This is a genomic window from Pseudomonas sp. PDM22 (assembly GCF_014851965.1).
In the GTDB taxonomy this organism is placed as follows: Bacteria; Pseudomonadota; Gammaproteobacteria; order Pseudomonadales; family Pseudomonadaceae; genus Pseudomonas.
Genome location: NZ_JACVAR010000002.1, coordinates 150,377 through 171,676 on the forward strand (window position 1 = coordinate 150,377; position 21,300 = coordinate 171,676).

21 protein-coding genes are annotated in these 21,300 nt (G+C 64.8%); 18 read left to right on the forward strand and 3 right to left on the reverse strand.

Annotated features, from left to right (window positions below; all coding sequences use genetic code 11):
• The first annotated feature begins 129 nt into the window (after positions 1-129).
• From IB255_RS06365 to hisC, 10 genes are all read left to right on the forward strand, one after another.
• Positions 130-939, forward strand: a complete 810-nt coding sequence (locus IB255_RS06365) for an ATP-binding cassette domain-containing protein (protein WP_024766540.1) — start codon at positions 130-132, stop codon at positions 937-939.
• Positions 939-1,736: a lipid asymmetry maintenance ABC transporter permease subunit MlaE gene (mlaE, locus tag IB255_RS06370; RefSeq protein WP_045209589.1), complete on the forward strand. Its 798-nt coding sequence runs from the start codon at positions 939-941 to the stop codon at positions 1,734-1,736. Before IB255_RS06365 ends, mlaE begins: the two co-directional genes overlap by 1 nt.
• Entirely contained in the window at positions 1,736-2,209 is a 474-nt protein-coding gene (gene mlaD, locus IB255_RS06375) for an outer membrane lipid asymmetry maintenance protein MlaD (protein WP_045209590.1), read from the forward strand. The genes mlaE and mlaD overlap by 1 nt, the downstream gene beginning before the upstream one ends.
• A gap of 11 nt (positions 2,210-2,220) precedes the next feature.
• The gene (locus tag IB255_RS06380; protein ID WP_081517459.1) at positions 2,221-2,868 is read left to right on the forward strand and encodes an ABC transporter substrate-binding protein; all 648 of its coding nucleotides are present in this window, start codon (positions 2,221-2,223) and stop codon (positions 2,866-2,868) included.
• On the forward strand, positions 2,865-3,173 hold the full coding sequence (locus IB255_RS06385) for a lipid asymmetry maintenance protein MlaB (RefSeq protein WP_081517460.1): 309 nt from the start codon (positions 2,865-2,867) through the stop codon (positions 3,171-3,173). The genes IB255_RS06380 and IB255_RS06385 overlap by 4 nt, the downstream gene beginning before the upstream one ends.
• Before the next feature lie 110 nt (positions 3,174-3,283).
• A complete protein-coding gene (locus tag IB255_RS06390) occupies positions 3,284-3,523 on the forward strand; it encodes a BolA family protein (protein WP_017518139.1) in 240 nt (79 codons plus the stop codon).
• Between the two features lie 19 nt (positions 3,524-3,542).
• Positions 3,543-4,811, forward strand: a complete 1,269-nt coding sequence (gene murA, locus IB255_RS06395) for a UDP-N-acetylglucosamine 1-carboxyvinyltransferase (RefSeq protein WP_081517461.1) — start codon at positions 3,543-3,545, stop codon at positions 4,809-4,811.
• Between the two features lie 14 nt (positions 4,812-4,825).
• Positions 4,826-5,461, forward strand: coding sequence for an ATP phosphoribosyltransferase (hisG, locus tag IB255_RS06400; RefSeq protein ID WP_081517462.1), 636 nt, complete (start codon positions 4,826-4,828; stop codon positions 5,459-5,461).
• A gap of 124 nt (positions 5,462-5,585) precedes the next feature.
• Entirely contained in the window at positions 5,586-6,905 is a 1,320-nt protein-coding gene (gene hisD, locus IB255_RS06405) for a histidinol dehydrogenase (RefSeq protein WP_151189476.1), read from the forward strand.
• Positions 6,906-6,908: 3 nt separating this feature from the next.
• Positions 6,909-7,964 carry a histidinol-phosphate transaminase gene (gene hisC, locus IB255_RS06410; protein WP_192209901.1) on the forward strand — a complete coding sequence of 352 codons (1,056 nt, stop codon included), beginning with the start codon at positions 6,909-6,911 and terminating at the stop codon, positions 7,962-7,964.
• Positions 7,965-8,033: 69 nt separating this feature from the next.
• Here hisC and algW read toward each other — a convergent pair whose 3' ends face one another.
• A complete protein-coding gene (algW, locus tag IB255_RS06415; RefSeq protein WP_081517465.1) occupies positions 8,034-9,182 on the reverse strand; it encodes a Do family serine endopeptidase AlgW in 1,149 nt (382 codons plus the stop codon).
• A 113-nt stretch (positions 9,183-9,295) separates the two neighbouring features.
• On the opposite strand from algW, the gene IB255_RS06420 reads away from it, so the two are divergent.
• Complete coding sequence (locus tag IB255_RS06420) at positions 9,296-10,054, forward strand: Nif3-like dinuclear metal center hexameric protein (protein WP_081517466.1); 759 nt, start codon at positions 9,296-9,298, stop codon at positions 10,052-10,054.
• 55 nt (positions 10,055-10,109) lie between these two features.
• On the opposite strand, the gene mltB is transcribed toward IB255_RS06420, so the two are convergent.
• On the reverse strand, positions 10,110-11,207 hold the full coding sequence (gene mltB, locus IB255_RS06425) for a lytic murein transglycosylase B (protein ID WP_081517467.1): 1,098 nt from the start codon (positions 11,205-11,207) through the stop codon (positions 10,110-10,112).
• Between the two features lie 336 nt (positions 11,208-11,543).
• Here mltB and cysD point away from each other — a divergent pair, with 336 nt between their 5' ends.
• From cysD to IB255_RS06450, 5 genes are all read left to right on the forward strand, one after another.
• Positions 11,544-12,461 (forward strand): sulfate adenylyltransferase subunit CysD, encoded by a 918-nt coding sequence (gene cysD, locus IB255_RS06430; protein ID WP_045209600.1) that lies wholly within the window; start codon positions 11,544-11,546, stop codon positions 12,459-12,461.
• 12 nt (positions 12,462-12,473) lie between these two features.
• Entirely contained in the window at positions 12,474-14,375 is a 1,902-nt protein-coding gene (gene cysN, locus IB255_RS06435; protein WP_081517468.1) for a sulfate adenylyltransferase subunit CysN, read from the forward strand.
• A 181-nt stretch (positions 14,376-14,556) separates the two neighbouring features.
• On the forward strand, positions 14,557-15,093 hold the full coding sequence (locus IB255_RS06440) for a sigma-70 family RNA polymerase sigma factor (protein ID WP_139791526.1): 537 nt from the start codon (positions 14,557-14,559) through the stop codon (positions 15,091-15,093).
• The gene (locus tag IB255_RS06445; protein ID WP_081517470.1) at positions 15,090-16,070 is read left to right on the forward strand and encodes a FecR domain-containing protein; all 981 of its coding nucleotides are present in this window, start codon (positions 15,090-15,092) and stop codon (positions 16,068-16,070) included. The genes IB255_RS06440 and IB255_RS06445 overlap by 4 nt, the downstream gene beginning before the upstream one ends.
• Before the next feature lie 101 nt (positions 16,071-16,171).
• On the forward strand, positions 16,172-18,628 hold the full coding sequence (locus tag IB255_RS06450; protein ID WP_081517471.1) for a TonB-dependent siderophore receptor: 2,457 nt from the start codon (positions 16,172-16,174) through the stop codon (positions 18,626-18,628).
• 60 nt (positions 18,629-18,688) lie between these two features.
• Here IB255_RS06450 and IB255_RS06455 read toward each other — a convergent pair whose 3' ends face one another.
• Complete coding sequence (locus IB255_RS06455) at positions 18,689-19,129, reverse strand: YhcB family protein (RefSeq protein ID WP_045209602.1); 441 nt, start codon at positions 19,127-19,129, stop codon at positions 18,689-18,691.
• Positions 19,130-19,268: 139 nt separating this feature from the next.
• On the opposite strand from IB255_RS06455, the gene IB255_RS06460 reads away from it, so the two are divergent.
• Positions 19,269-19,895, forward strand: a complete 627-nt coding sequence (locus IB255_RS06460; RefSeq protein ID WP_081517472.1) for an alpha/beta hydrolase — start codon at positions 19,269-19,271, stop codon at positions 19,893-19,895.
• Between the two features lie 60 nt (positions 19,896-19,955).
• Positions 19,956-21,296, forward strand: a complete 1,341-nt coding sequence (locus IB255_RS06465) for a tryptophan--tRNA ligase (protein ID WP_081517473.1) — start codon at positions 19,956-19,958, stop codon at positions 21,294-21,296.
• The last annotated feature ends 4 nt before the right edge of the window (positions 21,297-21,300 follow it).

Consider the following 21,300-nt stretch of genomic DNA (forward strand, 5'->3'; position numbering starts at 1 on the left):
CAGTGGCTTAGCAGCCCTTGGGGCGTGGCTTCGCGGGGTGTTATAGTTCGCGGCCGTTCGGCCTGCCGCGCCGTGTTTCTGCCGTGTGACAGACGGGGCAACGGACAGCGCCGTGATGAAAGGAGTTCTATGAGCACCAATGACCAATACGCGGTCGAGCTGAAGGGCCTGAGCTTCAAGCGTGGCACGCGTAAGATTTTCGATAACGTGGACATCCGCATTCCACGCGGCAAGGTCACCGGGATCATGGGGCCGTCGGGTTGTGGCAAGACCACCCTGTTGCGACTGATCGCCGCCCAGCTGCGTCCGGCGAGCGGTGAAGTGTGGGTCAATGGCCAGAACCTCCCCACGCTGGGGCGCAGCGATCTGTTCGACATGCGCAAGCAGTTTGGCGTGCTGTTCCAGAGCGGCGCGCTGTTCACTGACCTCGATGTCTTCGAGAACGTGGCCTTCCCGCTGCGCGTGCACACCGAGCTGCCCGAGGACATGATCCGCGACATCGTGCTGATGAAGTTGCAGGCCGTGGGCCTGCGCGGAGCGGTCGAGCTGATGCCCGATGAGCTGTCCGGCGGCATGAAGCGTCGCGTGGCGCTGGCCCGCGCCATCGCGCTGGACCCGCAGATCCTGATGTACGACGAGCCTTTCGTGGGCCAGGACCCGATCGCCATGGGCGTACTGGTGCGCCTGATCCGCCTGCTCAACGATGCCCTGGGGATCACCAGTATCGTGGTGTCCCACGACCTCGCGGAAACCGCGAGCATCGCCGATTACATCTATATCGTCGGCGACGGCCGCGTGCTCGGTCACGGAACGCCGGCTGACCTGCAGGGTCTCGATGATCCGCGGGTTCGTCAGTTCATGAAGGGCATCCCGGATGGTCCGGTGCCGTTCCACTATCCTGCTCGCGATTACCGCGCCGACCTGCTGGGAGAACGTTGATGCGCAAGACTTCACCGCTCGAGCGAGTTCGCCTGCTCGGGCGCGCGGGCCTCGATGTCCTCGAATCGCTGGGGCGTTCGACCCTGTTCCTGGTGCACGCCATCTTCGGTCGCCGCGTGCACAGCGGCGCCTTCCAGCTGCTGATCAAGCAGCTGTATTCGGTTGGCGTGCTGTCGCTGGCGATCATTGTCGTCTCCGGCCTGTTCATCGGCATGGTGCTGGCCCTGCAGGGCTACAACATCCTGGCGAGCTACGGCTCCGAGCAGGCGGTCGGCCAGATGGTCGCGCTGACGCTGCTGCGTGAACTGGGGCCGGTGGTGACCGGTCTGTTGTTCGCCGGGCGTGCGGGGTCCGCGCTGACCGCCGAGATCGGCAACATGAAATCCACCGAGCAGCTGTCCAGCCTGGAGATGATCGGCGTCGACCCGCTCAAGTACATCATCGCTCCGCGCCTGTGGGCAGGCTTCATCTCGATGCCGCTGCTGGCAGCTATCTTCAGTGTCGTCGGCATCTGGGGCGGAGCCCTGGTCGCCGTGGACTGGCTGGGTGTGTATGACGGTTCGTACTGGTCGAACATGCAGAACAGCGTGCAGTTCACCAAGGACATTCTCAATGGCGTGATCAAGAGTGTGGTGTTCGCCTTCGTCGTGACCTGGATCGCCGTGTTCCAGGGCTATGACTGCGAGCCCACCTCCGAGGGGATCAGCCGCGCCACCACCCGTACCGTTGTGTATGCCTCCCTGGCCGTGCTGGGGCTGGACTTCATCCTGACCGCCTTGATGTTTGGAGACTTCTGATGCAAACCCGCACCCTGGAAATCGGTGTAGGCCTGTTCATTCTGGCCGGCCTGCTGGCCCTGCTGCTGCTGGCCCTGCGTGTCAGCGGACTGACCATCGGCAATTCGGGCGATACCTACAAGCTGTATGCCTACTTCGACAACATTGCCGGCGTCACCGTGCGTGGCAAGGTCACCATGGCTGGCGTCACCATCGGCAAGGTCACTGCGGTGGACCTGGACCATGACAGCTATCGTGGTCGTGTGACCATGGAGATCAATCGCCAGGTCAACAACCTGCCGGACGACTCCACCGCTTCCATCCTGACCGCCGGCCTGCTGGGCGAGAAGTACATCGGCATCAGCGTCGGTGGTGATGAAGAGCTGCTGAAGGAAGGCGATACCATCAAGGACACCCAGTCGGCACTCGTGCTGGAAGACCTGATCGGCAAGTTCCTGCTGAATTCGGTCAACAAAGACGACTCGAAGAAATGAGGACTCACTCCATGTTGAAAACCTTGCGCCGTGGCTTCCTGGTTCTGCTCGCGATCCTGCCGCTGTTCGCCCAGGCCGAGCAGACCGCCCAGCAGGTCGTGCAGCAGACCGTCGACAGCCTGCTGTCGGACCTGAAGACCAACAAGGCCAGCTACAAGGCCAATCCCCAGGCGTTCTACGACACCCTGAACCGCATTCTCGGCCCGGTCGTGGATTCCGAGGGCATCGCCAAGGGCGTGATGACCGTCAAGTACTCCCGCCAGGCGACTCCGGAGCAGGTCAAGCGCTTCGAGGAAACCTTCAAGAACAGCCTGTTCCAGTTCTACGGCAACGCGCTGCTGGAGTACGACAACCAGGACATCCGCGTGCTGAACACTGGCAAGCAGGAGCAGGATCGCGCTTCGGTGAACATGGAAGTGGTCGGTGGCAGCGGCGCCGTCTATCCGGTGCAGTACACCATGGTCAAGCAAGGCAGCGACTGGCGTCTGCGTAACGTGATCATCAACGGCATCAACATCGGCAAGCTGTTCCGTGACCAGTTCGCCGATTCCATGCAGAAGAACCGCAACGACCTGGAAGCCACCATCGCCGGCTGGGGCCAGGTGGTCGCCAAGGCCAAGGACGCTGCCAAGGGCCAGCCGGAAGGCGGCGCAGAATGAGTCAGGGCAGTATCACGGAGCGTAGCGAGGGCGAGTTGGCCCTCGCCGGCGTGCTGGACTACAGCACCGGCCCCGCGCTGCGTCAGCAGGGCGCTCGGCTGATCGCTTCGAGCAAGGCCGGCGCGCTGCGCCTGGACTGTTCGGCGGTGGAGCACTCCAGCAGCGTCGGATTGTCGCTGCTGCTGTCCTACACCCGTGATGCGCGCAAGGCCGGCAAGACGCTGCAGATCTCCGGCCTGCCCAAGGACATGCAGGAAATCGCCAAGGTTGGCGAGCTCCTGGAGATACTGCCGTTACAGCATTGAAACACTGAAAGGGCCCTCCGTCCGCGACTTCCCCTGCCGGGGTTCGCAGGCGGGGGGCTTTTTTGTATCATGGCCGACCCGCGCGCGTAGGGCGCCGAACGAGGTTGAGCATGCAGGCCGTAGAAGTCAAAAACTTCCTGGAATCGAAACTCCCAGGTACCCAGATCGAAGTGGAAGGCGAAGGCTGCAATTTCCAGCTGAACCTGATCAGCGACGAGCTCGCCGGCCTGAGCCCGGTCAAGCGCCAGCAACAGATCTATGCCCACCTGAACGAGTGGATCGCCTCCGGCGCCATCCATGCCGTCACCATGAAATTCTTCAGCCGCGCCGCCTGGGCCGAGCGTTCCTGAGCCCACGGGGAAAATAGCAATGGATAAACTGATCATTACCGGCGGCACTCGTCTCGATGGCGAGATCCGCATCTCCGGCGCGAAGAACTCGGCGCTGCCGATCCTCGCCGCGACCCTGCTGGCGGACACCCCGGTGACCGTCTGCAACCTGCCGCACCTGCACGACATCACCACCATGATCGAGCTGTTCGGTCGCATGGGCGTGCAGCCGATCATCGACGAGAAGCTCAACGTCGAAGTCGATGCCAGCACCATCAAGACCCTGGTGGCGCCGTACGAGCTGGTCAAGACCATGCGTGCGTCGATCCTCGTACTCGGCCCGATGGTCGCCCGCTTCGGTGAAGCCGAAGTCGCGCTGCCCGGTGGTTGCGCCATCGGCTCGCGTCCGGTGGACCTGCACATCCGTGGCCTGGAAGCCATGGGTGCGCAGATCGATGTCGAAGGCGGCTACATCAAGGCCAAGGCTCCGGCCGGCGGCCTGAAGGGCGCGCACTTCTTCTTCGATACCGTCTCCGTGACCGGTACCGAGAACATCATGATGGCCGCGGCCCTGGCCAATGGCCGCTCCGTGCTGGAAAACGCCGCGCGTGAGCCCGAGGTCGTCGACCTGGCCAACTTCATCAACGCCATGGGCGGTGACGTGCAGGGCGCCGGTACCGACACCATCGTGATCAACGGTGTGAAAAGCCTGGGTGGCGGCGCCAAGTACAGCGTCATGCCCGACCGCATCGAGACCGGTACCTACCTGGTCGCCGCGGCGGCCACCGGTGGCCGCGTCAAGCTCAAGGACACCGATCCGACCATCCTCGAGGCCGTGCTGGCCAAGCTGGTCGAAGCCGGCGCGCACATCACCACCGGCAGCAACTGGATCGAGCTGGACATGAAGGGCAGCCGACCGAAGGCGGTGAACCTCCGTACCGCGCCGTACCCGGCATTCCCGACCGACATGCAGGCCCAGTTCATCTCCCTGAACGCCATCGCCGAAGGCACCGGCGCGGTCATCGAGACCGTGTTCGAGAACCGCTTCATGCACGTCTACGAGATGAACCGCATGGGCGCGCAGATCCTGGTCGAGGGCAACACCGCCATCGTCACCGGCGTTCCGCAGCTCAAGGGCGCACCGGTCATGGCGACCGACCTGCGTGCTTCCGCCAGCCTGGTGATCGCAGCCCTGGTGGCCGACGGCGATACCATGATCGACCGCATCTACCACATCGACCGTGGTTACGAGTGCATCGAAGAGAAACTGCAACTGCTCGGGGCGAAGATTCGCCGCGTGCCGGGCTAGGGCTGAGCCAGACCATGCTGACGATTGCCCTGTCCAAGGGCCGTATCCTCGACGACACCCTGCCGCTGCTTGCAGCGGCGGGCATCGTGCCGACCGAGAATCCGGACAAGAGCCGCAAGCTGATCATCCCCACCACCCTCGATGACGTGCGCCTGCTGATCGTGCGCGCCACCGACGTGCCTACCTACGTCGAGCACGGCGCTGCCGACCTCGGCGTCGCGGGCAAGGACGTGCTCATGGAGTACGGTGGCCAGGGCCTCTACGAGCCGCTGGACCTGAAGATCGCCAACTGCAAGCTGATGACCGCCGGTGCGGTCGGCGCGCCGGAACCCAAGGGGCGCCTGCGCGTGGCCACCAAGTTCGTCAATGTCGCCAAGCGCTACTACGCCGAACAGGGCCGCCAGGTCGACGTGATCAAGCTGTACGGCTCCATGGAGCTGGCACCGCTGGTCGGCCTCGCCGACAAGATCATCGACGTGGTCGACACCGGCAACACCCTGCGTGCAAACGGCCTGGAACCCCAGGAAATGATCGCGCACATCAGCTCGCGCCTGGTTGTGAACAAAGCCTCGATGAAGATGCAGCACGCGCGCATCCAGGCCCTGATCGACACCCTGCGCGAAGCGGTGGAGTCTCGACACCGGGCGTAATTTCCCGCGCGGCCTCCCCGCCGCGCCCGCCTATCCGTGTCATAGCCAAATTTTCTCGGGTGCCCGCACGGAAGGCTTGATAGTCTTGCGGCGCTCGAGATCATGCCAATTAAAGAGGCCAGCTATGACCGCACCCTTCGCTATCCGTCGACTCAACGCCGCCGATCCGGACTTCGCGCGTCATCTGGACCATCTGCTCTCCTGGGAAAGCGTGTCCGACGAGTCGGTGAACCAGCGCGTCCTGGACATCATCGCCGACGTGCGCAAGCGCGGTGACGCCGCCGTGGTCGAGTTCACCCAGCGCTTCGACGGTGTCGATGCCAAGACCATGGCCGACCTGATCCTGCCGCGCGAGCGCCTGGAACTGGCCCTGACCCGCATCACCCCGGCCCAGCGCGAAGCCCTGGAAGTTGCCGCCGAACGCGTGCGCAGCTACCACGAGAAGCAGAAGCAGGATTCCTGGCGCTACACCGAAGCTGACGGCACCGTGCTCGGCCAGCAGGTCACCCCGCTGGACCGCGCCGGCCTGTACGTGCCGGGCGGCAAGGCGTCCTACCCGTCGTCCGTGCTGATGAACGCCATTCCGGCCAAGGTCGCCGGCGTTGCCGAAGTGGTGATGGTGGTGCCGACCCCGCGCGGCGAAATCAACGAGATCGTCCTGGCGGCGGCCTGCATCGCCGGCGTCGACCGCGTCTTCACCATCGGCGGCGCCCAGGCAGTGGCCGCGCTGGCCTATGGCACCGAGAGCGTGCCGCAGGTGGACAAGATCGTCGGCCCGGGCAACATCTATGTCGCCACCGCCAAGCGCCACGTGTTCGGCCAGGTCGGTATCGACATGATCGCCGGCCCCTCCGAAATCCTCGTGGTCTGCGATGGCGGTACCGATCCGGACTGGATCGCCATGGACCTGTTCTCCCAGGCCGAGCACGACGAGGACGCCCAGTCGATCCTGGTCAGCCCGGACGCCGCTTTCCTCGACAAGGTCGCCGCGAGCATCGAGAAACTGCTGCCGACCATGGAGCGCGCCGAGATCATTCGCACGTCGCTGACCAATCGTGGCGCGCTGATCCTCGTCGCTGATCAGGAACAGGCCTGCCAGGTTGCCAACCGCATCGCCCCGGAACACCTGGAGCTGTCGGTGGCCGACCCGGAAAGCTGGCTGCCGAAGATCCGCCACGCCGGTGCCATCTTCATGGGCCGCTACACCGCCGAGGCGCTGGGCGACTACTGTGCAGGGCCGAACCACGTACTGCCGACCTCCGGCACCGCACGCTTCTCCTCGCCGCTGGGCGTGTATGACTTCCAGAAGCGCTCCTCGATCATCTTCTGCTCCGCGCCGGGCGCTTCCGAGCTGGGCAAGACCGCCTCGATCCTGGCCCGTGGCGAGTCGCTGACCGCCCACGCGCGCAGCGCCGAATTCCGCATTCTGGACAAGGGTGAGTAACCGATGAGCAAGTTCTGGAGTCCCTTCGTCAAGGAACTGGTGCCCTACGTTCCGGGCGAGCAGCCGAAACTGGCCAAACTGGTCAAGCTGAACACCAACGAGAACCCCTACGGCCCGTCGCCGAAGGTGGTCGCCGCGATCCAGGCCGAGCTGAACGACACGCTGCGCCTGTACCCGGACCCGAACGCCGACCGCCTGAAGCAGACCATCGCCGAGTACCACGGCGTGAAGACTTCCCAGGTCTTCGTCGGCAACGGTTCGGACGAAGTCCTGGCCCACGCCTTCCACGCGCTGTTCCAGCACGGCAAGCCGCTGCTGTTCCCGGACGTGACCTACAGCTTCTATCCGGTCTACTGCGGCCTCTACGGTATCGACTTCGAAGCCCTGCCGCTGGACGAGCAGTTCCAGATTCGTGTCGAGGATTACGCGCGTCCGAACGGCGGCATCATCTTCCCCAACCCGAACGCGCCCACCGGTTGCCTGCTGCCGCTCGAAGCCATCGAGCGCCTGCTGCAAGCGAGCCCGGACAGCGTGGTGCTGGTGGACGAGGCCTACGTCGACTTCGGTGGCGAGACCGCGATTTCCCTGGTCAGCCGTTACCCTAACCTGCTGGTGGCGCAGACCCTGTCCAAGTCCCGTTCGCTGGCGGGCCTGCGGGTCGGCTTCGCGGTTGGCCACGAAGACCTGATCGAAGCGCTGGAGCGGGTGAAGAACAGCTTCAACTCCTATCCGCTGGATCGCCTGGCGCTGGCCGGCGCGGTGGCGTCCTTCGAGGACCAGGCCTATTTCGAACAGACCTGCAACGCGGTTATCCACAGCCGCGAAAAGCTGGTGGCCGAGCTCAAGACCCTGGGCTTCGACGTACTGCCGTCGGCGGCGAACTTCATCTTCGCCCGCCATCCGCAGCGCGACGGCGCAGAACTGGCCGCGGCCTTGCGCGAGGAGGGCGTGATCGTGCGTCACTTCAAGCAGCAGCGGATCAACCAGTTCCTGCGCATCAGCATCGGCACCGAGGAGCAGAACCAGGCTCTGATCGATGCCCTGCGGCTGAAGCTGTAAGGCATTCGCTGGAAAAGAAAACGGCGCCTTCGGGCGCCGTTTTTCATTGTTCTGGAAAAGAGAGCGGCATCAGTTGCCGTTGGGAGCTGGCGGCGGGCGCAGGCCGACTTCGGCGTTGAGCGTCACCGGCTTGCCGTTGCGCAGCACCTCGATGGTGATTTTCTCGCCCGGCTTGGTGCGCGCAACCTGGTTCATCGAGCGACGGCCATCGCTGGCGGCCTCGCCATCGATGTTCAGGATGATGTCGCCCGGCAGCAGGCCCGACTTGGCGGCGGGGCCGTCGCGGTAGACGCCGGCGACGACGATGCCGGCCTTGTCCTTGAGGTCGAAGGATTCGGCCAGTTCCGGGGTCAGCGGTTGGACTTCGACGCCGAGCCAGCCGCGGATGACCTGACCATGCTCGATGATCGATTGCATGACCTCCAGGGCCAGCTTGGTCGGGATGGCGAAGCCGATGCCCTGGGAGCCGCCGGACTTGGAGAAGATCGCGGTGTTGATGCCGATCAGGTTGCCGTTGGCGTCCACCAGCGCGCCGCCGGAGTTGCCCGGGTTGATCGCCGCGTCGGTCTGGATGAAGTCTTCGTAGGTGTTCAGGCCCAGCTGGTTGCGGCCGGTGGCGCTGATGATGCCCATGGTGACGGTCTGGCCAACGCCGAAGGGGTTGCCGATGGCCAGGCAGACGTCGCCGGTACGGATGCCGTCGGAGCGGCCGAGCATGATCGAGGGCAGGTCCTTGAGGTCGATCTTCAGTACCGCGAGATCGGTCTCGGGGTCGCTGCCCACCAGGCGGGCGATGGTCTCGCGGCCGTCGCGCAGGGCCACGACGATCTGGTCGGCGCCGGAGGTCACGTGGTTGTTGGTCAGCAGGTAGCCTTCCGGGCTCATGATCACTGCCGAACCCAGGCTCGACTCCATGCGCTTCTGCTGCGGCAGGTTATCGCCGAAGAAGCGCCGGAACAGCGGGTCGTCGAGCATCGAGTTGTTCGGCTTGCTGACCATCTTGGTGGTGTAGAGGTTGGCCACGGCCGGCGAGGAGCGTGTCACGGCGTCGGCGTAGCTGACCGGGCCCTGCTGCAGGCGGCTGAGCAGCGGGGCCTGCTGCAGGTGCACTTCCTGCTGCGGAAGGCCGACCCATTGCGGGTTATGCTGGATGATCAGCAGCGCCAACAGGACGCCAACCAGCACGGGCCAGCCGAGGAAACGCAGGGCCTTCAGCATCGAAGAAAATCCTTGGGGTTGCTTGGCCGGGGGATGGCCGATAGGGTGGCGGCCATTATACGGGCGGCGAGCCAAGAAAATAGACGCTCGCAGCCGATGTTGGAGGAATTTCGATGGCAATCGCACTGAGTACGCTGGTCGAGGAAGCGGACCGTTTTCTCGACGCGGCGAAGATCCAGGATTACTGCCCCAACGGCCTGCAGGTCGAGGGCCGTCCGCAGGTGCGCCGTATCGTTTCCGGTGTCACCGCCAGCCAGGCGCTGCTGGATGCTGCCGTGGAAGCAGGCGCCGATGTGGTGCTGGTCCACCACGGCTATTTCTGGAAGGGCGAGGATGCCCGCGTGGTGGGCATGAAGCAGCGTCGCCTGAAGACCCTGCTGAACAACGACATCAGCCTGCTGGCCTATCACCTGCCACTGGATCTGCACGGCGAAGTGGGCAATAACGTGCAACTGGGTCGCCAGCTCGGCTTCGAGATCGAAGGGCCGCTGGAGCCGGGTAATCCGCGCTCCATCGTGCTGGTCGGCTCGCTCGCCGAACCCATGCTGCCGAGCGATCTGGCCCTGCATGTGCGCGACGTGCTGGGCCGCGAGCCGCTGTTGGTGGATGGCGGCCAGCCGATCCGCCGCATCGCCTGGTGTACCGGTGGCGCCCAGGGCTACATCGATCAGGCGATTGCCGCTGGCGTCGATGCCTACCTGACCGGCGAAGTCTCCGAGCAGACCGTGCACAGCGCGCGGGAGAACGGCATCAGCTTCATCGCCGCCGGCCACCACGCCACTGAGCGCTACGGCGTGCAGGCGCTGGGGGATTACCTGGCCAGGCGTTTCGCCATCGAGCACCTGTTCATCGATTGCCCGAACCCTGCCTGATGCTTCGGCGCCATGAAAAAAGCCGGCTCATCGAGCCGGCTTTTTTGTGCGCGCCTCAGCGATAGCCGTGGCGCTGGCGGTCGACCGCCTTGCCCAGCTCCCACACCGCCATGGCGTAGTGCGTGCTGTGGTTGTAGCGGGTGATCACGTAGAAGTTCGGCAGGCCGTACCAGTACTGGTAGGTGTTGCCCATGTCCAGGCGCAGCAGGCTGGCGCTCTGATGGTTACCCAGCGAGCCCTGCGGACGCAGCCCGGCGTTTGCCAGTACGCTGATGGGGTACTGGGTCTTGAAGCCGTCTTCCAGCGAGCGCGCCTGGCCGATCGCCGGGATTGCCACCGCGTCCCCAGTCACCCAGCCGTGCTGCTTGAAGTAGTTGGCCACGCTGCCGATGGCATCCCGCGGGTTCCACAGGTCGCGGTGACCGTCGCCGTCGAAGTCCACCGCGTATTTTGTGAACGAGGAGGGCATGAACTGCCCGTAGCCCATGGCGCCGGCGTAGGAGCCGCGCATCTCCAGCGGATTGTCGCCTTCCTTGCGTGCCTGCAGGAGGAACTGCTCCAGCTCGCCGCTGAAGAACTCGGCGCGGCGCGGGTAGGAGAAGGAGAGGGTGGCCAGCGCGTCGATGATCCGCGTCTTGCCCATCACGCGGCCCCAGCGGGTTTCCACGCCGATGATGCCGACGATGATTTCCGGCGGCACGCCATAGGTGCGTGAGGCGCGCTGCAGGTCGGCTTCGTACTGGTCCCAGAACTGCACGCCCTTCTGCACGTTGTCCGGGGTGATGAACTTCTTCCGGTAGCGTAGCCACGCGCCATTCGGGCCGCTGGGCGGAGTGTAGGTCGGCGCCTGGCGGTCCATCAGGCGGATCACCCAGTCCAGCTCGCGGGTCTGGGCGAACAGGTCCTGAAGGTCCTGGCGGTTGAAGTTGTGCTGGCTCACCATGCGGTCGATGAAGCGCTGGGCACTGGCGTTGCCGGCGAAGTCGCCGCGCAGCGGGGTAATCGGCTGCACCGAGCCGAACGCCGGATGGGCGCTGGGCGTGATCAGGGTCGGCGTCTTCGGCTTCTGGGCCGGCTGCGGGGCGGGAGTCGGTTTGCTGCTGCACGCGGAGATGAGGACAAGCAGGGGCAGGGCGAAAGCGATGCGGCGCATGGGAAATCTTCTGGGACAGGAAAACGTGCCGCTATGCTAGCGCAGTGCCGGCCGGGCACAAGCCGGGAGAGCATCGTAGAAGTCGCTGACTCTGTTGCAGGAAAAGTCCCGAGGTTGTTTCCGAGATGGCATTTGGGCCTTTGCTGCGCCTCGTTCGAGCGCCTCGGCGGCAGACCTTCAGACACCGGTTGAAAGCGGTGTTCGCACTGAGCGCGTATGGCTATATCAGTATATTTTTTCGGTATAACCGGCCCGCCGGTTAGAGCCTTGCGCTGTGATAGAGTGCGCGCTCGTCTACGGCCCGCCGGCCGTCCATAAGCAATTCCGTGAGTAGCCATGGTCGACAAACTGACGCATCTGAAACAGCTGGAGGCCGAGAGCATCCACATCATCCGCGAGGTCGCCGCCGAGTTCGACAACCCGGTGATGCTGTACTCGATCGGCAAGGACAGCGCGGTGATGCTTCACCTCGCGCGCAAGGCCTTCTTCCCCGGCAAGCTGCCTTTCCCGGTGATGCATGTCGACACCCGCTGGAAATTCCAGGAGATGTACAGCTTCCGCACCAAGATGGTCGAGGAACTGGGCCTGGACCTGATCACCCACATCAACCCCGATGGCGTGGCTCAGGACATCAACCCGTTCACCCACGGCAGCGCCAAGCACACCGACATCATGAAGACCGAAGGCCTCAAGCAGGCCCTCGACAAGCACGGCTTCGATGCCGCCTTCGGTGGTGCCCGCCGCGACGAGGAGAAGTCCCGCGCCAAGGAGCGCGTCTACTCCTTCCGTGACAGCAAGCACCGCTGGGACCCGAAGAACCAGCGTCCGGAGCTGTGGAACGTCTACAACGGCAAGGTGAAGAAGGGCGAGTCGATCCGCGTCTTCCCGCTGTCGAACTGGACCGAGCTGGACATCTGGCAGTACATCTACCTGGAACAGATCCCGATCGTGCCGCTGTACTTCGCCGCCGAGCGCGAAGTCATCGAGATGAACGGCTCGCTGATCATGATCGACGACGAGCGCATCCTCGAGCACCTCACGCCCGAGCAGAAGGCCAGCATCCAGAAGAAGATGGTGCGTTTCCGTACCCTGGGCTGCTACCCGCTGACCGGCGCGGTGGAGTCCACCGCTACTTCGCTGCCGGAAATCATCCAGGAAATGCTGCTGACGCGAACTTCCGAACGCCAGGGCCGGGTCATTGACCACGATGCCGCCGGTTCGATGGAAGAAAAGAAACGTCAGGGCTACTTCTAAGGTTCTCGCACCATGTCGCATCAATCCGATCTGATCAGCGAGGACATCCTCGCCTACCTGGCCCAGCACGAGCGCAAGGAACTCCTGCGCTTCCTCACCTGCGGCAACGTCGACGATGGCAAGAGCACCCTGATCGGGCGCCTGCTGCACGACTCCAAGATGATCTACGAGGACCACCTCGAGGCCATCACCCGCGACTCGAAGAAAGTCGGCACCACCGGCGATGACGTCGACCTGGCGCTGCTGGTCGACGGCCTGCAGGCCGAGCGCGAGCAGGGCATCACCATCGACGTGGCGTACCGCTACTTCAGCACTGCCAAGCGCAAGTTCATCATCGCCGACACCCCCGGCCATGAGCAGTACACCCGCAACATGGCCACCGGCGCGTCCACCTGCGACCTGGCCATCATCCTGATCGACGCCCGCTACGGCGTGCAGACCCAGACTCGCCGGCACAGCTTCATCGCCTCGCTGCTGGGCATCAAGCACATCGTCGTCGCCATCAACAAGATGGACCTCAAGGGCTTCGACCAGGGCGTCTTCGAGCAGATCAAGGCCGACTACCTGCAGTTCGCCGACAAGATCAACCTCAAGACCAACTCCCTGCACTTCGTGCCGATGTCGGCGCTGAAGGGCGACAACGTGGTCAACAAGTCCGAGCGCTCGCCGTGGTACACCGGCCAGTCGCTGATGGAAATCCTCGAGACCGTGGAGGTCGCGGGCGACCGCAACCTTGACGACATGCGCTTCCCGGTGCAGTACGTCAACCGTCCGAACCTGAACTTCCGCGGCTTCGCCGGCACCCTGGCGAGCGGCATCGTGCGCAAGGGCGACGAAGTCATCGCCCTGCCGTCGGGCAAGGGCAGCAAGGTCAAGTCCATCGTCACCTTTGAAGGTGAGCTGGAGCAGGCCGGACCGGGTCAGGCGATCACCCTGACCCTGGAAGACGAGATCGACGTCTCCCGCGGCGACATGCTGGTTCACGCCGACAACCGTCCGCAGGTAACCGACGGCTTCGACGCCATGCTGGTGTGGATGGCTGAAGAGCCGATGCTGCCGGGCAAGAAGTACGACATCAAGCGCGCCACCAGCTACGTGCCGGGCTCGATTCCGAGCATCAGCCACAAGGTGGATGTGAACACCCTGGAAGAGACCGCCGCCAGCGAACTCAAGCTCAACGAGATCGCCCGTGTGAAGGTCAGCCTGGATGCACCGATCGCGCTGGACGGCTACGACCAGAACCGCACCACCGGCGCCTTCATCGTCATCGACCGCCTGACCAACGGCACTGTCGGCGCCGGCATGATCATCGCTGCACCGCAGTCGAGCCACGGCACCGTCGCTCACCATGGTGCGAACGCCCACGTAGCTCGTGAGGAGCGCGCTGCGCGCTTCGGCCAGCAGCCGGCTACCGTGCTGTTCAGCGGCCTCTCCGGCGCTGGCAAGAGCACTCTGGCCTACGCCCTGGAGCGCAAGCTGTTCGACATGGGCCGCGCGGTCTATGTGCTGGACGGCCAGAACCTGCGTCATGACCTGAACAAGGGCTTGCCGCAGGATCGCGCCGGTCGTACCGAGAACTGGCTGCGCACCGCTCATGTGGCCCGTCAGTTCAACGAAGCCGGACTGATCAGCCTGTGTGCCTTCGTAGCCCCGAGCTCCGAGGGTCGCGAGCGCGCCAAGTCGCTGATCGGCGCCGAGCGCCTGATCACCGTCTACGTCCAGGCTTCCCCGCAGGTCTGCCGTGAGCGTGATCCGCAGGGCCTGTACGCCGCCGGCCAGGACAACATCCCGGGCGAGTCCTTCCCGTTCGACGTGCCGCTGGATGCCGATCTGGTGATCGACACTCAGAGCCAGTCGGTGGAAGAGGGCGTCAAGGCAGTCCTCGACCTGCTCCGTCAGCGCGGCGCGATCTGATCGCCTCCGTGTTGTGAAAAAGCCCCGCTTCTGCGGGGCTTTTCTTTTGTTCTCTGTAGGAGCGAGCCCCGAGACGACTCGCGAACGTTCACTGGCAGATGGCTATTGCCGCCGACCTGCATGCTGTCTAATAATGAGACTGATTATTATTTGCTAGATAGCAGGTGTGGCGGTGTCGCTATTGGGTCGTACACAACTCGCGGATCACGACATCCACCGCCTCTATGCTGATCACCATGGCTGGCTGCAGGGCTGGATTCGGCGCAAGACCGGCTGCTCGCAGCGCGCCGCCGACCTCGCCCAGGACACCTTCCTGCGTGTGCTCATGACGCGCGCCAAGGGCGTCGCGGTGTACCTCGACCAGCCGCGAACTTACCTCGCGACCATTGCCCGCGGCCTGGTGATCGACCAGTGGCGCCGCCAGCAGCTCGAGCTGGCGTGGCTGGAATCCCTGGCCGCGCAGCCCGAAGCGGTGCAGTCGTCGCCCGAGCAACTGGCGCTGATCCTGGAAACCCTGCACCAGGTGGACGCGATGCTGCTGCGTCTGCCCGCCAGGGTGCGCCGGGCCTTTCTGCTGGCGCAGATCGATGGCTGGCCGTACCGCGAAATCGCCGGGGAGCTGGGGGTGTCCGAGCGCATGGTGAAGAAGTATCTCGCCCAGGCCTTCCTGCATTGTGCGGTACTGGAAGCCGAGCTGGACGGAGTGCTGGTGGAGTGAACGGCCACGACGACAAACTCAGCCACGCGAGCCTGCAGCAGGCGGCGAACTGGTACGTGCTGCTGCAGGATGAAAATCCCAGCGCGCAACTCCACGCACAATGGCGCCAGTGGTTCGACCTGCACGCCGAGCACCAGGCCGCCTGGCATTACGTCGAGCGCATAGGCCAACGCTTCGCCCCTTTGCAGGGCGAGAGGCAACTGGCAGGGCGGGTGCTCAAGACCAGCGGCGAACGTCAGCTTTCACGCCGCCAGGGGCTCAAGAGCCTGCTGGTGCTCAGCGGCGGCCTGTTGCTCGGCTGGGGCACCTGGCGCGGCACCGCCTTGCCAAGGCTGGTGCAGGGCTGGAGCGCGGACTACAGCACCACTACCGCCGAGACCCGCGAGGCGATCCTCGCCGATGGCACACACCTCTGGCTGGCGGCGATCAGCGCAGTAGACGCCGACTATGGCCCGGACCAGCGCCTGCTGCGCCTGCGCTTCGGCGAAGTCCTGGTGGACACCGCCAGGGATGCCGCGCAGCGGCCTTTCCTCGTCGACACCGGCCAGGGGCGCCTGCGCGCGCTGGGCACGCGCTTCGCGGTTCGGCAACTGGGCAATGCCACGCGCCTCAATGTCTACAGCGGCGCAGTGGAGATTCATACGGCGGACAGCGGCGAGCGGCGGGTGCTGGAGGCCGGCCAGCGCGTCGATTTCACGCGCCTCGCCATCGGCGAGGTGTCGCCAGCACAGACGGCAGGGGAGTCCTGGGTACGCCATGTGCTCACCGCCGAGAACATGTCGCTGGGCCAGTTGGTCGAGGAACTGGGGCGTTATCGCCACGGTTACCTGGGCTGTGATCCGGCAGTAGCGCAGTTGCCGGTGATGGGCGCCTTCCCGCTGGACGACAGTGACCAGGCGCTGCGTCTGCTGGCGGCGGCGTTGCCGGTGCAGGTCCGGCGTCTGACGCCCTGGTGGGTCAGCATCGAGTCAGCCTGAGGTATCGCGAAAAACTTTCCGCAGCGGTTCCCTTTTCAGTTTCCCGTTCGGTCACTCCATGGAAACGCACTTTTACCCACTGCACCGAACCAGGGAATTCCATGTACTCGCCCACTTCCACCTCGCGCCGCTTCGCCCGGCGGCCGCTGGCGCTGGCCATCTCGTTGTCGTTCTGCAGCGTCGCTGCGCTGCCCCTGAGCTCGTCCGCCCAGGCGGCCTCTGGCACGGAGCAGGCCGCTCTGCGCGAATACCACGTCGCGCCGGGCGCCCTGGCGACCTCGCTCAACCAGTTCAGCAGCCAGGCTGGAATCTACCTGGTCGGCCACAACGATCTGACTGCCGGCAAGTCCAGCAAGGGCCTTGATGGTCGCTACAGCGTCGAGCGTGCCCTGGCGTTGCTGCTCGATGGCACGGGCCTGCAGGCGGTGCCGCAGGAGTCCGGTGGCTACGTGCTGCAACCGGACCCGAACGGCACCGTGCTGCAGATGGATTCGACCTCGATCATCGGCAGCGGTACGAGCGGTGAGCCAGCGGACGACAACGGCTACAACGCCAAGGTCAGCTCCACCGCGGGCAAGACCAGCACTCCTCTGGCGGAGACGCCGCGCTCGATCTCGGTGGTGACCCGCCAGCGCATGGAGGACCAGCAGTCGCAGACCCTTACCGATGTGCTGGGCTACGTACCGGGCATTTTTGCCCCGCCGTTCGCCGCCGGTGATGGTCTGGCCGGCGACCTGTTCTTCATTCGCGGCTTCAATGCCACCGACTGGGGCTACGGCCTGCTGCGCGACGGCCTGCGCGTGCAAGGCAACCGCTACGACACCACCAGCGAGCCCTATGGCCTGGAGCGTGTCGAGGTGTTTCGCGGCCCGACCTCGATCCTCTACGGCGAGAATGCACCCGGTGGCATCGTCAACCTGGTCAGCAAGCGCCCGACCGTCGATCCGCGCGGCGAGGTCCAGCTGACCTACGGCTCCCATGACCGCAAGCAGCTGGGCGTCGACGTCTCCGGCCCGCTGACCGACGAGGGCAATATCCTCGGTCGCGTGGTTATGCTCGGCCGCGACTCCGACACCCAGGTCGATCACCAGCCCGATGACCGCATCTACATTGCCCCGTCGATGACCTTCAACTTCGACGATGCGACCTCGCTGACGCTGCTCTCGACCTACCAGCGCGACCGCACGCTGATGGAGCTGGGCTACCCGGCAGCCGGCACCCTGCTGCACAACCCCAACGGCAAGATCGACAAGGACACCCTGTCCGGCAACCCGGACTGGGACAAGTTCGAACGCGAGGCCTGGACGCTGGGCTATGAGTTCAGCCATCAGTTCAACGACACCTGGCAGTTCCGCCAGAACTCGCGCTACATGCAGTCGCGCATCGACCGCCGCGAGATGTGGCCGGGCAACCTGAACAACGGCGGCTTCGGCACCAACGTCAACAACACCGCTTACGACCGCTACAACAAGTCGATGACCTACTCGCTGGACAACCAGTTCGAGGGGCATTTCCAGTCCGGCGAACTGGCCAATACCGTGCTGGTGGGGGCGAGCTTCGACCGTACCTCGTTCAACCAGGACTGGGACGCGGGCGCCGGCGGCTCGGTCAACGTGTTCGATCCGGTGTGGACGACCAAGCCGACCACGCCGATCCACGTGCAGGACGCGCTGCTGGAGCAGAAGATGTACGGCCTCTATGGCCAGCTGCAGACGCGCTATGACAACTGGATCGCCCTGCTCGGCGGGCGCCTCGACGAGGTCAACAGCCAATACCGCAACCGCGCCGGTACCACCAACGGCCTGGCCGACCTCGACTACTGGGACCATGACTTCACCTGGCAGGCTGGCCTGATGTACCAGTTCGACAATGGCCTGTCGCCCTATGTCAGCTACTCCACGGCCTTTGCACCGACCCAGCAGACGTCGAGCAAGTCCGGCACCCTCGACCCGACCACCAGCGAGCAGTACGAAGTCGGCGTGAAGTACGAGCCCAAGGGCTGGAACACCTCGATGACCGCCTCGGTCTATGACCTGCGCAAGACCGACGACGTGATCTACGACAGCACGGTCGGCGACTACCGGCAGGTGGGTGAAAGCCGTTCCAAGGGGCTGGAGCTGGAGGTCAACAGCGATATCACCGAGAACCTCAGCCTGACAGCTTCCTATACCTACACCGACTCGCGGATCACCAAGGATTCCCCCGGCTCGCTGCTGGAGGACCACCAGATGACCGGCGTGCCGCGCAACCAGGCCTCGGCCTGGGGCACCTACCGCTTCCTCGATGGCTATCTCAAAGGCCTGCGTGTGGGCGGCGGCGTACGGCACTTCGACAGCACATTCGCCTACACCCCGGCGTCGCTGTACGGCAAGCTGGATACCGGCGACGTGACCCTGGTGGACGCGCTCGTCGGCTACCAGCTCGACGAGCACTGGTCCGCCGAGGTGAACGCGAAGAACCTGCTGGACAAGGAATACGTCGCTGGCTGCAACAACGCTGGGCGCTGCTACTGGGGCGAGGAGCGCACCTTGCTGGGTAGCGTCACCTTCCGCTGGTAATCCTGGCCGCATGAATGAAAAAGCCCCGCATCGGCGGGGCTTTTTCTTTGGCACGAGGTGTCAGTACTTGCTCTTCAGCCCGTACGTCTCGTCCAGGGTGCCCGGGCCGTCGCCGGTCTTGGGCGCATAGTCGCGCGGCGCTTCGTTGTTTGCTGGCGGGGTCAGCCGCTCGCGGCGCTCGGGGTACTCGTCGGCGTGCAGGGCGGCCAGCAGGCGCTGCTTGGTCTGTTCGTCCAGGGCCAGGCGCTCGGCGCCTTCGGACAGGTGTTCCTGCACATCTTGATAGCTCTGGGTGAGCTTCTTCATCAGGCTGGCGGAGGTGCTGAAGTGGGTCACCACTTCGCGCTGGTAGCTATCGAAACGATCCTGCATGTCGTCTACCTGACGCTGCAGCTTGTTGGGCGCGGCGTTGGGCAGAAGGCGGGCGATCAGAAAGCCGATGCCGACCCCGACGATCAGGGCGAGTAGCGGCAGCAACCAGGTGGTGAGGGACTGTTCCACGCGAATCCTTCCTCTATAGACGGCTTTGCTTTACGTTAGCGGCTTGCACCTGTGCTTGTATACCGTGGCGAATGCTTCGCCGCCTGCGCAGGTATTGAGCTAGACGAGACGACCCGCCACGGGGTCACGGAGCTGTTGTTTGACCACCCGCGAAATCCCCCTGTTCCTCGACGGCCCCGACGGCCAGCTGGAAGCCCTGCACCTCGCCACGCCCGACGCCAGGGGCGTCGCGCTGATCTGTCATCCGCATCCGCTGTTCGCCGGCACCATGCAGAACAAGGTGGTCGCCACCCTGCAGCGCGCCGCACGGGATGCAGGATACGCCACCCTGCGTTTCAATTTTCGTGGCGTGGGTCAGAGCGCCGGCAGTTATGCCGAAGGCCGTGGCGAGATCGACGATGCGCTGGCCGCTGCGCGCTGGCTCGCCGAGCAGCATCCGGGGCTGCCGCTGACGCTGATGGGCTTCTCCTTCGGCTCCTGCGTGGCCGGCAACGCCGCCGAGCGCCTGGAAGAAGAGGGCGCTGACCTTGCGCAACTGTTCATGCTGGCGCCGCCGGTCGAGCGTTTCGACGTCGACCTGCCCGAGCGCTGCCCGCTCACGGTGATCCAGCCGGAGGCCGACGAAGTGGTCACTCCCGAGCGCGTGTATGCCTGGAGCGCCGAGCAGAGCAAACCCCACGAACTGATCCGCATCCCCGAGTGCAGCCATTTCTTCCACGGCAAGCTGATCGAGCTCAAGGACCTGATACAGGCCCGGCTCGCCTAGGTCGGCCAGCCGCGTTACCATCCGGCCCGCCCTTTCATTTGTGTTGATTCCTGGATTCCCATGACGACCCGTATCCTGACCGGCATCACCACCACCGGTACTCCGCACCTGGGCAACTACGCCGGCGCCATCCGCCCGGCCATCGTTGCCAGCCGCGATCCGCAGGCAGACTCCTTCTACTTCCTGGCCGACTACCACGCGCTGATCAAGTGCGATGATCCGGCGCGCATCCAGCGTTCGCGCCTGGAGATCGCCGCCACCTGGCTGGCCTGCGGCCTGGATGCTGACAAGGCGACCTTCTATCGCCAGTCCGATATTCCCGAAATCCCCGAACTGACCTGGCTGCTCACCTGCGTCAGCGCCAAGGGCCTGCTCAATCGCGCCCACGCCTACAAGGCCTCGGTGGACAAGAACGTCGAGGCCGGTGAAGACCCGGACGCCGGCGTCACCATGGGCCTGTACAGCTACCCGGTGCTGATGGCCGCGGACATCCTGATGTTCAACGCCCACAAGGTGCCGGTCGGCCGCGACCAGATCCAGCACGTCGAGATGGCCCGCGACATCGGCCAGCGCTTCAACCACCTGTTCGGCAACGGCAAGGAACTGTTCACCCTGCCCGAGGTGGTGATCGAGGAAGACGTGGCGACCCTGCCGGGCCTGGACGGTCGCAAGATGTCCAAGAGCTACGACAACACCATCCCGCTGTTCGGCAGCGCCAAGCAGCTCAAGGACGCCGTGGCGCGCATCGTCACCGACTCCCGCGCGCCGGGCGAGCCGAAGGACCCGGACAACTCGCACCTGTTCACCCTGTACCAGGCGTTCTCCACCCATGAGCAACAGGCTGCGTTCCGCGCCGAGCTGCTCGGTGGCCTGGCCTGGGGCGAGGCCAAGCAGCGCCTGTTCGAACTGCTCGACAAAGAGCTGGGCGAGGCTCGCGAGCGCTACCACGCACTGATCACTCGCCCGGCCGACCTGGAGGACATCCTCCTGGCCGGTGCCGCCAAGGCCCGTCGCATCGCTACTCCGTTCCTCGGCGAGCTGCGCGAATCCGTCGGCCTGCGCTCGTTCCGCGAGCAGGTGCAGGTGGCCAGCGAAGGCAAGAAGAAGGCCGCCAAGGCCGCGCGTTTCGTCAGCTTCCGCGAGGACGACGGCTTCCGCTTCCGCCTGCTGGATGCCGCTGGCGAGCAACTGCTGCTGTCCATCGCCTTCGCCGACGGCAAGGCCGCGGGCCAGGTGACCAAGCGCCTGCAAGCCGAGGAGCTGGACCTGCACGCCGAGCTGAATGCCTTCAGCGTGCGCCTGGATGGCGAAGCCGTGGCGTACAGCCCGGAATTCTCCACCGACGCGGAGCGCGACGCTGCCATGCAGCGCCTGCGTGAGGCTCTCGCTCCGCAGGAGTGAGGGT

Coding starts and splice junctions, on each gene's coding strand:
- IB255_RS06365 (WP_024766540.1), top strand. CDS start 130: ATGAGCACCAATGACCAATACGCGGTCGAGCTGAAGGGCCTGAGCTTC.
- mlaE (WP_045209589.1), top strand. CDS start 939: ATGCGCAAGACTTCACCGCTCGAGCGAGTTCGCCTGCTCGGGCGCGCG.
- mlaD (WP_045209590.1), top strand. CDS start 1,736: ATGCAAACCCGCACCCTGGAAATCGGTGTAGGCCTGTTCATTCTGGCC.
- IB255_RS06380 (WP_081517459.1), top strand. CDS start 2,221: ATGTTGAAAACCTTGCGCCGTGGCTTCCTGGTTCTGCTCGCGATCCTG.
- IB255_RS06385 (WP_081517460.1), top strand. CDS start 2,865: ATGAGTCAGGGCAGTATCACGGAGCGTAGCGAGGGCGAGTTGGCCCTC.
- IB255_RS06390 (WP_017518139.1), top strand. CDS start 3,284: ATGCAGGCCGTAGAAGTCAAAAACTTCCTGGAATCGAAACTCCCAGGT.
- murA (WP_081517461.1), top strand. CDS start 3,543: ATGGATAAACTGATCATTACCGGCGGCACTCGTCTCGATGGCGAGATC.
- hisG (WP_081517462.1), top strand. CDS start 4,826: ATGCTGACGATTGCCCTGTCCAAGGGCCGTATCCTCGACGACACCCTG.
- hisD (WP_151189476.1), top strand. CDS start 5,586: ATGACCGCACCCTTCGCTATCCGTCGACTCAACGCCGCCGATCCGGAC.
- hisC (WP_192209901.1), top strand. CDS start 6,909: ATGAGCAAGTTCTGGAGTCCCTTCGTCAAGGAACTGGTGCCCTACGTT.
- algW (WP_081517465.1), bottom strand. CDS start 9,182: ATGCTGAAGGCCCTGCGTTTCCTCGGCTGGCCCGTGCTGGTTGGCGTC.
- IB255_RS06420 (WP_081517466.1), top strand. CDS start 9,296: ATGGCAATCGCACTGAGTACGCTGGTCGAGGAAGCGGACCGTTTTCTC.
- mltB (WP_081517467.1), bottom strand. CDS start 11,207: ATGCGCCGCATCGCTTTCGCCCTGCCCCTGCTTGTCCTCATCTCCGCG.
- cysD (WP_045209600.1), top strand. CDS start 11,544: ATGGTCGACAAACTGACGCATCTGAAACAGCTGGAGGCCGAGAGCATC.
- cysN (WP_081517468.1), top strand. CDS start 12,474: ATGTCGCATCAATCCGATCTGATCAGCGAGGACATCCTCGCCTACCTG.
- IB255_RS06450 (WP_081517471.1), top strand. CDS start 16,172: ATGTACTCGCCCACTTCCACCTCGCGCCGCTTCGCCCGGCGGCCGCTG.
- IB255_RS06465 (WP_081517473.1), top strand. CDS start 19,956: ATGACGACCCGTATCCTGACCGGCATCACCACCACCGGTACTCCGCAC.